Here is a 12798-nt window from a genome sequence, read left to right as displayed (position 1 = left end):
CCAATCAAGCGTTTATGAATATCTGATTTATCCGGATTGGCTACTCCCTGGTCTTTGAGGGACATTGTTATGCCCATTTCACCCGAAGAGCAAAAAAAAGTTCCCGCATATAGTCCTTCTGTCTGGGAAACACCAGCGGGAATATCTTCCGTAGTAGGGCTGGCAAAAGACGGAGTAGCCACCGTGCTGGTCAGCAACATCGTGGCTATATAGATCGAATATAATTCAGGTTTCATCAATTTGTCCTTATCTTCAATTAATCCGTTGTAATTTTTTGGTGCTATGAAAGTCGATTAACTAATTTTATTCTCTATATATCCAGCGTTGTTTGGCTGTTTTGAGCTGTTTTACAGTGTCGGGAAATGGTGCACAATGCTTTTTTACTGACTCAAAAGCAGGTAACGCTTTTGTATTGAACTCCTCGATTCTATCTGTATCCTGACTGTGGTCTAATGTACTGACTTTCTGTTGATAAAGATTGATACTCTTATTACAGGCAACTTTTGAAGCCCTGTTTGGATCGTTTAATGCTGCATTAAGTTGGTTTAACACGTTTTGCGCATCTTGTATGTATTGGACACAACCAGCGCTCACCATTTTTTGTCCCTTCTCAAAGACGGTTTTTATAGCATTTTCAGCCGTTACTTTTACATCTTTATCCTCATTGTATGCTCTGTTGAATAATACAACGTTAGATTGAAAATCTTTTACTAATGGTTGGCAGGTGTTATATGTAAAAGCAGATTTTTTTAAGAAGTCAGTAATTTTTAACTGGTTCGATATTGACTGTTTGATGTCGGGTTTATTACATGACTTTAATAGTTTATCTAACACCTCTAGCTTTCCATGTGCTTTGGCACCGACTAAATAGGGTTCCCGGGGAATGCTTTTAAACGCCTGATCAACACTGCCGGACACACTCTCTATGTAAGAGCTACATATACCCTGATCTTTATCTGCTAACGCCGCTTCAACATGTTTATTGTAAGCAGCGATTGCCTTTGTGACTGATTCTTTTTTTAGTTCTGGGCATAAAAAGTTAAGCCCTTTGAGATTAGCTAATTGATTCGCATAATAAATTTGTGGAAAACCATTAGGGTCGAAAGGCGAAAGAAGTATAGAGCCAGAGATGTTTTCTGCTATTTCAAGGGAAAACTTCTGACTTGAACAGAGACTCTGTATGTTTTTTTTATCGCTATCGGTGAAGTCTGCTTGAACATGAAATGACAACGTAAGGAACAATAAGAAACTGCTGATTTTTTCCATTATATTGGCTCCTGTAACAGTTTTTTTGCTACTTTTTTCTTTACTATAAATGATAATTTAAGTGAATTAAAATATATTTTAATTTCAGAAAAAGCGTCGAGCCCCGCTGATTTTTATACTTCGTTTCTGGGCTTCGTCGTTTTAGCGAAACAGCTAAGCCCCGAACAATATCCCTATTCTCCTAGAGCCCCCCTGATAACGCTTGTATACTAGCGGCAATTTTGTCTCAGACTCATCATGGACTCTTTATTTTGCATACTCTGTCACAGTTAAAATCCGGCGAATTAGCGGGTATTCAGCATCTGAAATTGTCAGAAAATTTGACCACCTTCCCCATGGAGATTCTGTCGCTGGCGGATACTCTGGAAATTCTTGACCTGTCCCACAACCGCTTGGATTCATTGCCGGATGAGCTGAGACAGCTGTACAAGCTTAAAATTTTGTTTGCTTCAAACAACCGCTTTGAGACGCTGCCAGAGGTGCTGGGTCAGTGCGCGAACTTAGAAATGGTCGGTTTCAAAGCGAATAAAATAAACCGGGTGCCGGAAAGCTCTCTATCGTCCCGGTTACGCTGGCTGATCTTAACGGATAACCGGATTGAAACTCTGCCTGAGACGCTGGGCGAGCGGCCCCGGTTACAAAAGTTAGCCTTAGCGGGTAATCGCTTAACCCATCTGCCACAGAGTATGGCTAAGTTAACCAACCTTGAGCTAGTGCGTATCTCTGCTAACCAGTTGAGTGAATGCCCTGAACAGCTGCTTGATCTGCCGAAACTCGCCTGGATTGCGTTTTCCGGTAATCCATTCAGTCGCTCAGACCTGAGAATTGACTCTGTTCCGCTAATACGGCCATCAAGCTTTACCCTGCAGGAAGTGTTGGGGCAGGGGGCATCAGGTGTGATTTCAAAAGCGGTGTGGAATGAGGATCAAACCCACTTTCCTGATGAGATAGCGGTGAAAGTGTTTAAAGGTGAGGTGACCTCTGATGGCTATCCGGAAGATGAACTGCACGCCTGTTTAAAGGCTGGAGAGCATCCCAATCTGGTTCAGCCATTGGCGCAGGTGGATGAAAATGGCTATCTGGCGCTGATCATGAATCTGATTCCACCGCACTATCGCAACCTGGGATTGCCGCCATGTTTTCAGAGTTGTACCCGTGACAACTTCCCTGAGGGTGTTTCGCTATCCATCGAACAGATCGATAAAATTGTGCAGCAGATGGCGAGTGTCTTTACCCATCTGCATGACCAGCAAGTCTGCCATGGTGATCTGTATGCCCATAACACCCTGTATGACGAAGATGCGAACATTATTTTTGGCGACTTTGGTGCGGCCAGTATGTATCACATGCTAACAGAGACACAGCAGGAAAAGATCAGACAGATTGAGCAGCGGGCACTGCATCATTTTATTGATGACCTGTTGAGTATTTGTGCTGCAGCGGATCTGCAGAGCCATAAATATAGCCTCCTTAAACAGAAAATCACCCACTAGTGGTGCTGTAGAAATACAAGTTTTTTATGCAGAGTTTCCGCTGAGGCTTAGGCCCTTCTTTGCAGTCCCATTTTATTTATGCTGATTACACGAAGTAAATGCTGCGCAATTGGGTCATGCACGGCGGGATCAGACACTTTTTATAGATGGGAAATGGCTACAATAGCTATCCGTATCATCAGGGGCTGGATCGTCTGGCTGGATAGGTTTTTGGGGGTATGCCGCATTTTCCTGCGTGCCTGATTACAGGGTATAATGAGCTCGCTGAATGGATTGCCCGGAATCAGGGCGCCGCCTCACAGGTTTTCAGCCCACTTTGCCGAGCGCTAAATGAGAAGAACAACATGACTGCACAGATCATCGACGGTAAGAATTTCGCCGTTGCATTACGCGAAAGAGTCGCTGAGCATACAGCCTATTTGAAACAACAACACAACATTACTCCAGGCCTGGCAGTGGTGCTGGTGGGTGAGGATCCTGCATCTCAGGTTTATGTCCGCTCGAAGGGTAAGCAAACCGTTGAGGCGGGTATGAACTCTTATGAGCATAAGCTGGCTGTTGATACAACCGAAGCGGAACTGCTGGCACTGATTGATCAGCTTAATGCCGATCCGGCTGTTCACGGGATTCTGGTTCAGTTACCACTGCCTGAGCATATCGATGAAGCCTTAGTGATTAATGCGATCGATCCTGCCAAAGATGTGGATGGCTTTCATATCTCTAATGCGGGTCTGCTGGCGACAGGACAGCAGGCGATGGTGCCCTGTACCCCTTTGGGCTGTCTGATGATGCTGCGAGAGTATTGTGGCAGTCTGTCGGGCCAGAATGCTCTGGTGATCGGGCGCTCCAATATTGTCGGCAAACCGATGGCGCAACTGCTGTTGAGAGAGAGTTGCACGGTAACCGTGGCGCATTCGCGCACACGAAATCTGCCTGAACTGGTGGCCAATGCCGATATCGTTGTTGCTGCAGTGGGACGGCCTCTGATCATCGAGGGGGCATGGATCAAACCGGGTGCGACCGTGATCGATGTGGGTATCAATCGTATAGAGAAAAGCGACGGTACCACACGGCTTGTCGGGGATGTAGATTTCGACGCGGCCAAAGAGATCGCAGGTGCAATTACTCCGGTTCCCGGGGGCGTTGGCCCGATGACGATTGCCTGTTTACTGGCCAATACGGTTACCGCGTGCTGTCGTGCCAGCTCTCTGCCTGAGCCCCATGGACTGACAGTCTGATCATACATACTCCATCACAACAGGCTCTGCCTATCAGAGGACGCATCAGTCTCAGCTGGGTGAGGGGGGCTGAACTACCCGGGATGAGTGCTGGTGACTGCCGTTATGCTCATTCCGCCACACCGCTTTGTCAGAGCTTCGCATCAACTCTCATCGCGGTGGGATCGTAACATCACCACTCTGCCAGTTCTAAAACCTCCGGAGCTGAACTGCTGGAATCTGGCCAGCGATGCCATTCTGTGTGATGTTGAAGCTGAATGTCAGGTCGAGATTACCGGGCCGACGCCGCACAATTTATCCCGCTACTGACACCCCGCGAACGGTCTACGTGTGCAATAGAGCGTATCAGTAGTTGTTGATCACCCATGCTGAAGACGGAATTCTGAACGATCTTATCCTGCGTCCAATTGAAGGAAACTGCTTTCGGAGTTTGCTGGCAGACATCGAAACTTTCTTTGGGCGCAGGGCACTATGGTGAACTCCGGTCTGCATGCGATCACTGGTGTGCCGGATGTTTCTCCGCTGTCTCGAACAGGAAAGCAAGCTTAAGAGTGGTGTGGGTTGGGAGATAAAGAGGCCGATCGTATTTTTTATACTATTGGCATGTTTATTTACACAGGATAACCGCATGATAAATATGCATATATAGATGCAGTGGACGCAATATTTAGTCCGTTTTTAAGCGATATAATTGGCCATTATTCTCCCATCCTTTTCTGGCCTTGGTTTTTCTGAGGTGGATAGCGGTTCGGTTTCTATATAACGCTTCATTAGCCGCAGGGGCGCAGGCGACTCTTAATCCGGTTCTATCTGCAGTGGCGTGCTATCAGGTATCAGTTCCATGACTTATAAACGGTTTATACAATTATTCGGTTGCTACATTTTGGCTGTTTTAACGGGTTACACTGCGGCCCGTTTACATCTGCCTCTGCCCTGGATGATTGGCCCACTGGTCAGTACCGCTCTGGTGAATATGTTTATCCGTCCGGTCGATATCCCTGTACGCACCCGTCCTCTGGGACAGATGATTATTGCCGTTCAGGTTGGACTGCATTTCACCGGAGAGTCCGTGAATGCGGTGCTGGGGCACGGTATCGCTATTCTGGGGGTCGCTCTGGCGACTATTTTCCTAGGGTTCCTGCTGTCGCGTCTGTTGCAAAAAATGACTGGCGCAGACCCGGTCACAGCGTTCCTCTCCTGTCTGCCGGGTGGTCCGGTAGAGATGGGTAATCTGGCCAAAGTATATGGTGGTGACCCCGGCCCGGTTATCTTTGCCCAGACATTACGGATTTCGACCATTGTGATTATTATCCCGATGGCGCTCTACTATCTTTCTGATACGGTGCCGGTAGGACAGAAGCCAGTAGGTGTGGAGCTGAACTATTTCGGTATGCTTTGTGTCAGTCTGGGAGCTGCGGCCACCTGCGCTCTGTTTTATGTATTAAAGATAAATAGTCCCTTCTTTTTGGGGGCGCTGGCGTTTTCCTGTACCGCTTCAGCGTCGGGAATTATTCCGGTATCACCCTATCCTTATGAGGTGCTGGCGCTGGGGCAGGTGTTGCTTGGCACCTGGCTGGGTTCAACATTCAGGCGTGAGCTGTTTCAGCGGGCTGGTCGCCTGGTTACCGGTATCTGTGTTACCGCTTCACTATTGATTCTTTCCGGTGCCGCAGTAGCGTTGGTGGTGGCGCAGTTTAGCGAGATGAGCTGGCGAGCGCTGGTGCTGGGTGCCGCACCGGGAAGCGTGACTGAGATGGCTCTGACCGCGCAGTTTTTACATGAGGATGTGGCGTTGATTACCGCCTTCCACCTGGTAAGAATTTTTATGATACTGCCCAATGTACCCTGGATGCTGGCCCTGATTCATCGGCGCAGCAAGCGGCTTGCTGCGGTTGATTCCGGTAAGTAACCGGGCCTGTTGCTGCTTAAACAACGTCGGTTTAATTGTCTGGAATCCACACCTGATCAGGCGGGAAATGCTGCTGAATGTAATTCTTAAACTCGAGAATAATCTCGCCAACCATGGGGGAGGGGGTACTGCTTCTGGGATAGATTGCCGCAAAGGTCAGTTCGTAGGCCGGTGTGATTGGCACCAGAACATAACTGCCATCCAGGGCGTTAGCAGCGCCCGGAGCATCTGTTATAAAGACTCCCATCCCCTTCGCCACCATCTGAATGGCGAAGACGCTGGACGTCGTTTCCAGGGTATATTCGATATCGATACCGGCATTGCTGAAGATTTCATCTGAGTGCCGTCGCGGGGGTTGCCCCTGTTCGAGACCGATCAGTGGATAGTCGGCTAACTGCGCTGCGGTCACCTGGTTTTCTCTGGCCAGAGGATGGTTAAGTGGCAGAGCGGCCATGATGCGGCTGCTATAGAGTTTTTCGCTGCGGATCTGTGGGTGTTCACAGGGCAGAGAGACACACAGACCAATATCGTAATATTCGCTGCCGATCCAGCGTTCCATATCTGCCCGGTGGCGAATATCCACTGAAAAGCGTTGCTGGGGGTGGGTTGATGAAAATCTTGCCAGCGCCGGGGCGACCAGGCTGGCGGCCACCCGTTGCAGAGCCACAATTCGTAAACGCCGGGATTTGGCGCTCTTAATATCACTGACAATACGCGGGATATCATCCAGCCCTGCCAGCAGTCTTTCTGTTTCTGAATAGAAGGCGCTGCCTTCCACCGTCAGCTCAACCCGTCGGTTACGGCGTTCAAACAGTTGTAGATGAAGCTCATCCTCAAGACTGGAGATCAGCCGGCTCATGGCGGACTGGCTCAGATGCATCCATTCCGCCGCGGTGGCTATGGATCCACTGTTAACAACAGCTCTGAAACCTCTCAGTTTCTTTATGTCCATGTCATACCTCTGTTTTTATTAGAATGGTTGAGTTGGTATGGCTTCAGGAAGGTGCGGGTAAATCGGTTTTAACAGGTTAACTAGCCAGACTGCTCGCAGGGGGAGTGTGCACCTTACATTGTTTATATTTTTCTGCGGTGTTACGTCTCAGGTAATCATAACGGATGTTGAAAGGGATTACGCAGATGAAATATTTGACAGTCCATTACTTATTGTAATGGCTACGGCCTGGGTTATGGCGGCTGAAGGGGAGGGGTTGAGGAGGGACGCGCTGCCAGTTTGGCACGGCTTTGGAGGGGGGAGCAGCCCGACGGAAGGGGGCGTCAGGCTGTCCCGGGTCAGGGATTAAAACTTCAGACGGATACCTGTGGTTAAAACTGAGATATCGTCATAGTTTGTTCCGCTACGATCTAGGCTGTGAACCTTATAACCGGCGTAAAGATCCATCCATTTTTGTGGGTGATACACGTATCCTACGCCAACAGCGGTGCTTTTATCATCTTTCAGATCCCGGTCTTTGGCCACTGCGTACAGGACGTTAACCGCATGCTTACCGCTCTTATAACCTACGCTGACAGACTGGAACTTAGAGTCTGGGTTTGCCGCATTGTCATCGCTGGATTTTGCTGCTGCAACGGCTGCATTGAGGCCATTTTCCATTGCGATAGCGAAAGAACCGCCAACTGTCTTGGTGTCATAGGTTGCACCGGAGTTATAGGAATAACCCAGAGCCCCATCCAGTTGAATACCCGAGTCAAGCTTGGTTTTCAGGCGGGCACCGATTTCAGAGACATCATTACCTTTATTCGCGCCCTGGCTTACCGCCAGTGATATTGGACCAAATTTAGGCGAATCATAGCGCAGTCGGTCGTAGCGGCCTTCAAAGTCCAGGTTAGACATAGTTGAGGAAATTTTAGGTCCGGTACCGCCAAACTTCAGTGCCCCACCGATCAGGCTTGGGTTTGGCCAGTTGATAATATTGGTACCTGAAAGTTCACGCTCCATATTACCATCGGCAGCACCGGATCCCTGGCCAATGGTCAGACGACCATACTCTTTCGATGAGATCCAGGCTTCCATCTTCCGCTCGTCCAGTGTTGGTGATGCCGTTGTTTTGGTATTCATATCAACAAGGTTGGATGGGTTGGACTGGTATTCCACCTCAAACAGAGCGCCCACACTGATCTTGTCGTCAAGCTCAGACTGAGCTTTCAGACTGAAACGGGTGCTGCTGTTGTCGTTATCGACAAAGAACGTCTCATTTGTGCTGCCATCGTCGGCATACATCAGGGCGCGGTTGATCTGCAGGCCTAAATCAAGTTTTACGCCTTGATAAGTACCAAGCTCAACGGCCTGAGAGGCTAGTGGAAATAGAGAGAGGAGTGCGCAGGTTGCATAGGATTTTAGTTTCATTAAGTCATTACCTTCTTTCTTTTGTTTTATTTATAGGTGGAAAAATTAACAGACAGAGGGGGAAATAAATAATGTATTGAGTCGATATATTTATGCTAAAAACGCATCTATCTATATGAAAAATAATAGATTATATTTTTGATGGTATGTTTTTTGAGAGCAGCAGGAATAGGGGAGTCTCTGATGAGCTCCCCCGAAGAGATCGGTCTGTTCTTTTTAAAAAAGACAGGTCAGCACCTGAGGAATGCTAACCTATCCAAAGGGTGACCTTTATATGCGTTCAATGATCAGGGCAATACCCTGACCCACGCCGACACACATACTACAAAGCGCATAGCGTCCTTGAATATGTTCCAGCTGGTTCAGGGCGGTTGTTACCAGGCGTGAACCTGAAGCCCCCAGTGGATGGCCGATAGCGATTGCACCACCATTAGGGTTAACCCTGGGATCATTATCCCCCAGCCCCAGTCGTCGGCAAACAGCCAGTGCCTGGGCCGCAAAGGCTTCATTGAACTCAATGACATCCATCTGCGCCAGTGATAAACCAGTCAGTTGCATCACTTTTTCGACTGCCGGTACCGGCCCCATCCCCATGATACGGGGGGGGACACCGGCGGTTGCCATGCCCACGATGCGCGCACGGGGTGTCAGACCGTGCTGTTTGGCGGCTTCAGGTGTCGCCATCAGCAGGGCACAGGCACCATCGTTGATACCGGATGAGTTTCCAGCGGTGACAGATCCCCCCTCCCTGACAACCCCTTTCAATTTAGCCAGGATTTCAGGTGTGGTGTCCGGACGGGCGTGCTCATCAACCGAGATGATCTGTTCCGGCTTACGTGGCTGTGTGACAGTGACGCTCATGGTTTCTTTCGCAAAGAAGCCGGCATCCTGGGCTTTTTTCCAGTTCTGTTGACTGCGCAGGGCAAAGCTGTCCTGGTCTTCCCGCGAAACGCCCTCTTCGTCGGCGACGTTTTCGGCTGTCAGAGTCAGGGCATCGACGCCATGCAGAGTCTTCATCTTCGGGTTGACTAAGCGCCAGCCAATGGTGGTGTCTTCCAGTTGCTGACTACGGCCGAACGGTTTATCGGACTTGGCCATCACATAGGGAGAGCGGCTCATACTTTCTACACCACCGGCAACCATCAGCTGAGCTTCGCCACAACGCAGGGCGCGGGCGGCACTGCCGACAGCATCAAGACCAGAACCGCACAGGCGGTTGATGGTAGAACCCGGCACCGTGACGGGCAGACCTGCCAGCAATGCCGCCATACGGGCAACGTTACGGTTGTCTTCACCGGCCTGGTTGGCACAGCCGTAAATAACATCGTCAATCAGACCCCAGTCGAGATCCGGATTACGTTTCATCAGTTCCTGAATCGGCAGTGCTGCCAGATCATCGGTACGGATTGAGGACAGACCACCGGTAAAGCGGCCAAATGGGGTACGGATTGCATCACATATCAGAGCTTCTGACATTGGTATCACTCCTCAGCTGCGTCAGCGTTAGGGGTTAGCAAGTTTGCGTCGCCGCGTTCATGGCCTTTACCGCTAACGGCAGCCAGTTGATCAAGGGCGCTATTCAGGGCGTCACGGCCCATCTGTTGTGCAATAAAGATCGGGCCGCCTCTCCAGCGAGGGAAGCCGTAGCCGTGTGCCAGTGCAATATCGATATCTGCAGCACGTTGGCAAACGCCTTCACTAAGAAGCATCAACGCTTCGTTGATCAGGGCAATCACTGCACGTTGCTGAATCTCTTCATCACTGAAAGGTTTCGCTTCGATACCGTTTTCCGCCCGGTAGTTGGCAATAATGCGCGCCACTTCAGGATCAGGCTGAGGACGATTATCGTCGCCATACAGGTAGTAACCCTTGCCGGTTTTACGGCCCAGACGGTTGGCTTCACAAAGCAGATCCGGGATGCCAACATAGCGGCGCAGATGCCGGGTGTCGGCTGTCTGCTGGCGCATTCTCCAGGCGATATCCAGGCCCGACATATCGCCGACCTTAAATGGACCCATCGCAAAGCCGTAAGCTTCCAGAGCGGCATCGATCTGTTCAGGGCTGGCGCCTTCTTCCAGCAGGAATTCGCACTGACGGCGATACGCTGCGTAGAGACGGTTGCCTACAAACCCCCATGAATTGGTCACCACTATCGCTTTCTTTTTCAGCCGTTTGGCAAAAGCACTTGCGGTGGTCAGGGTCTGCTCGCTAGTGGCGGCACTTTTAACCACTTCCAGTAACGGCATACGGTGAGCCGGGCTGAAGAAGTGAAGCCCCAGAACCCGTTCCGGGTTAGGGATATCAGCGGCGATCTGGTCGATATCCAGATAGGAGGTATTGGTTGCCAACAGGGTATTTTCATCCACCCGTTCGGCCAGATTTTTAAACAGTGAACGTTTTACGTCCAGATCTTCAATGATCGCTTCGATCACCAGATCGGTGCCTGCAACGCTATTGATATCCTGGGTTGGATTCAACCGTGCCAGCAAGGCATCACGCTTTTCGGCGGTCAGCCGCTGGCGCTTAATGTCACCCTCCAGCTCGGCTTCAATACGTTTAACACCGGCTTCGAGAGCATCAGGATTAAGCTCCAGCAGGTCAACGCTATAGCCGCAATTGAGCACACAGAGGGCGATGCCGCTTCCCATGGTTCCGGCACCAATTATGGATACCCGTTTCAGTGGGCGTGGCTCAATGGCCTGGCTGGGAGTATAGGGTTCGGCACGTTCAGCAAAGAACAGGTAGCGCAGAGCCTGTGCCGCCTGACTGCCGCGCAGGGCGAGAAACTGGCTGCGCTCTGCCGCAACCGCTTCAGCAAAACTGAGTTTTCCAGCGGTGAGCACTACTTCTGCGGCAGCGGCTGCAGCAGGCAGCCCGCGGGAACGGGAGATCAGCTTTTTCGCCTGCGCCTGAAGCACTGCTTCATTGGCAGGAGCCACCTCACGCTGACTCAGTGGCTGCTTGCCACCGTTGTAGCTCTGCGCGTAGGTCAGAATCTCTGTGTACTGGGCCTCGGCTTCAGTTTCACTGAGTAACTGATCTACCAGTCCCAGCTCAAGTGCTTTAGCCGCTTTAACCGGTTTACCAGAGACAATCATATCCAGCGCAGCAGGCAGACCTATTGCCCGGGGCAGGCGTTGAGTACCACCTGCGCCGGGAATAACACCCACTGATACTTCGGGCAGCCCAAGGGTGGCAGCGGCATCAGCCAGGCGAGCATCACATGCCAGCGCCAGCTCCAGACCACCACCGAGGGTGTGGCCTTTTACCACAGCAATAACGGGCACCGGACAGCTTTCAAGTGCGCTGGTGACCTGCGGCAGGGTGGGCTCGGTGGGCTCGTTTTCGAGCTCACGCAGATCCGCGCCTGCCATCAGATTGTTACCCGCGCCGGTCAGCACTACCGCTTTTGTCTGGTTTATATCAATCGCCCCCAGCGCGGCGAGAATACCTCTTCTCACCGCATCAGTGCTGCTGTTAACCGGAGGATTATCAAGAGTGATAACCGCGATATCACCTTCCTGTTTCAGGTGAACCTGGCCACCTGTGTTGGGTGTGCTCATTACTGTGCTCCTTCGGTCTCATCATCGAGTACCAGCACAGCATCAGCGGCAACCGTTCCCTGACCCTCAGGCAATACAAACAGTGGGTTAATTTCTGAGGTCACTACCTTGTCACCTAATGCGGAGATCAGCGCTGAAAAGTTAACGATGACCTGTGCCAGGGCGTCGGTATCCCGTGGTTTTGATCCACGGTAACCTTCCAGCAATGGCCAGATGGTTAATTTCTGCATCATCGCTTTGGCCTGATCCAGATTCAGTCCCCCCTGTTCGGGCAGCATGCACAGAGTGGTGTCTTTATACAGTTCTGCGGTTACACCGCCGGCACCCAGCAGAATGGCGGTGCCAAGCGCATCACGGTTGGCACCGAGAATCAGCTCATGGCCACCGGAAACCATCGCTTCAACCAGGAACTGATCCGGGCAGCGACCGATGTGAGACTGAACCTCACTGATCATCTGCTCAAACCGATCACCGATATTCTCAGCATTCAGGAACAGGGCCACACCGCCAATATCACTCTTGTGCAGCAGACTGGCGTCAAGAATCTTCAGAACCACCGGTTCACCCAGTTCGCGGGCTGCCTGTACTGCTTCTTCGCGGGAGGTGACGATACGGCTTTCAGGCACCTGAATACCCGCTTCGCGGAACAGTGCTTTTGCCGCAGCTTCATCTATTGATCCGCCAGGTATCTTATCCAGATTTGCAATGTTAATGGTTGCGCCCGCAGCACCGGCTGACAGCAGCGGCTGTCCGGTAAAGTGCAATGCTTCAAGCACAGCGCTACAGCTTTCTGGTGAACTGAATCCTGGTATTTTTGCGCGGTTCAGTCGTTTCAGGGTGTCTGGAGCATAGGGGCTGACGTATGCCAGAACCGGTTTGTCGTTAACATCGAGCGAGTCAGTAATCGCACCGACCACCAGATCAGGCATTGCCAGACCTGAAGAGCCGATAATAACAACCAGTG

Annotated in this window: 11 protein-coding genes; 4 read left to right on the top strand and 7 right to left on the bottom strand. The window is 50.8% G+C overall.

The annotated features are described in order from the left end of the window. The coding region (locus ACQY8X_RS19365) for a hypothetical protein (RefSeq protein WP_428036775.1) at positions 1-236 on the bottom strand (236 nt) is incomplete at its 3' end. 67 nt (positions 237-303) lie between these two features. Further along, a complete protein-coding gene (locus ACQY8X_RS19360; RefSeq protein WP_428036774.1) occupies positions 304-1266 on the bottom strand; it encodes a hypothetical protein in 963 nt (320 codons plus the stop codon). A gap of 251 nt (positions 1267-1517) precedes the next feature. On the opposite strand from ACQY8X_RS19360, the gene ACQY8X_RS19355 reads away from it, so the two are divergent. The 4 genes from ACQY8X_RS19355 (at position 1518) to ACQY8X_RS19340 (ending at position 5906) form a co-directional block, all read left to right on the top strand. After that, a complete protein-coding gene (locus ACQY8X_RS19355; protein WP_428036773.1) occupies positions 1518-2759 on the top strand; it encodes a leucine-rich repeat-containing protein kinase family protein in 1242 nt (413 codons plus the stop codon). Positions 2760-3103: 344 nt separating this feature from the next. Beyond that, positions 3104-3997, top strand: coding sequence for a bifunctional methylenetetrahydrofolate dehydrogenase/methenyltetrahydrofolate cyclohydrolase FolD (folD, locus tag ACQY8X_RS19350; protein ID WP_428036772.1), 894 nt, complete (start codon positions 3104-3106; stop codon positions 3995-3997). Positions 3998-4090: 93 nt separating this feature from the next. Continuing rightward, positions 4091-4306: a hypothetical protein gene (locus ACQY8X_RS19345; protein ID WP_428036771.1), complete on the top strand. Its 216-nt coding sequence runs from the start codon at positions 4091-4093 to the stop codon at positions 4304-4306. Between the two features lie 574 nt (positions 4307-4880). Next, positions 4881-5906: an AbrB family transcriptional regulator gene (locus ACQY8X_RS19340; protein ID WP_428036770.1), complete on the top strand. Its 1026-nt coding sequence runs from the start codon at positions 4881-4883 to the stop codon at positions 5904-5906. A gap of 31 nt (positions 5907-5937) precedes the next feature. Here ACQY8X_RS19340 and ACQY8X_RS19335 read toward each other — a convergent pair whose 3' ends face one another. The 5 genes from ACQY8X_RS19335 to ACQY8X_RS19315 form a co-directional block, all read right to left on the bottom strand. Then, complete coding sequence (locus ACQY8X_RS19335; protein WP_428036769.1) at positions 5938-6858, bottom strand: LysR family transcriptional regulator; 921 nt, start codon at positions 6856-6858, stop codon at positions 5938-5940. 345 nt (positions 6859-7203) lie between these two features. Beyond that, complete coding sequence (locus ACQY8X_RS19330) at positions 7204-8271, bottom strand: porin (RefSeq protein ID WP_428036768.1); 1068 nt, start codon at positions 8269-8271, stop codon at positions 7204-7206. Between the two features lie 270 nt (positions 8272-8541). Continuing rightward, on the bottom strand, positions 8542-9747 hold the full coding sequence (gene pcaF, locus ACQY8X_RS19325; protein ID WP_428036767.1) for a 3-oxoadipyl-CoA thiolase: 1206 nt from the start codon (positions 9745-9747) through the stop codon (positions 8542-8544). A 5-nt stretch (positions 9748-9752) separates the two neighbouring features. After that, positions 9753-11834 carry a 3-hydroxyacyl-CoA dehydrogenase NAD-binding domain-containing protein gene (locus ACQY8X_RS19320; RefSeq protein WP_428036766.1) on the bottom strand — a complete coding sequence of 694 codons (2082 nt, stop codon included), beginning with the start codon at positions 11832-11834 and terminating at the stop codon, positions 9753-9755. Continuing rightward, positions 11834-12798, bottom strand: a 965-nt coding sequence (locus tag ACQY8X_RS19315) for an acetate--CoA ligase family protein (RefSeq protein ID WP_428036765.1), incomplete at its 5' end; no start/stop codon positions are given. The genes ACQY8X_RS19315 and ACQY8X_RS19320, both read right to left, overlap by 1 nt.

The organism is Amphritea sp. (assembly GCF_050300915.1).
In the GTDB taxonomy this organism is placed as follows: domain Bacteria; phylum Pseudomonadota; class Gammaproteobacteria; order Pseudomonadales; family Balneatricaceae; genus Amphritea.
Note: the sequence above shows the minus strand (reverse complement) of the source record. Positions and strands in the feature narration are given on the sequence as shown.

Excerpts from the sequence above, each read along its gene's own strand:
- ACQY8X_RS19360 (WP_428036774.1), bottom strand. The coding sequence starts at position 1,266 with ATGGAAAAAATCAGCAGTTTCTTATTGTTCCTTACGTTGTCATTTCAT.
- folD (WP_428036772.1), top strand. The coding sequence starts at position 3,104 with ATGACTGCACAGATCATCGACGGTAAGAATTTCGCCGTTGCATTACGC.
- ACQY8X_RS19335 (WP_428036769.1), bottom strand. The coding sequence starts at position 6,858 with ATGGACATAAAGAAACTGAGAGGTTTCAGAGCTGTTGTTAACAGTGGA.
- ACQY8X_RS19330 (WP_428036768.1), bottom strand. The coding sequence starts at position 8,271 with ATGAAACTAAAATCCTATGCAACCTGCGCACTCCTCTCTCTATTTCCA.
- pcaF (WP_428036767.1), bottom strand. The coding sequence starts at position 9,747 with ATGTCAGAAGCTCTGATATGTGATGCAATCCGTACCCCATTTGGCCGC.
- ACQY8X_RS19320 (WP_428036766.1), bottom strand. The coding sequence starts at position 11,834 with ATGAGCACACCCAACACAGGTGGCCAGGTTCACCTGAAACAGGAAGGT.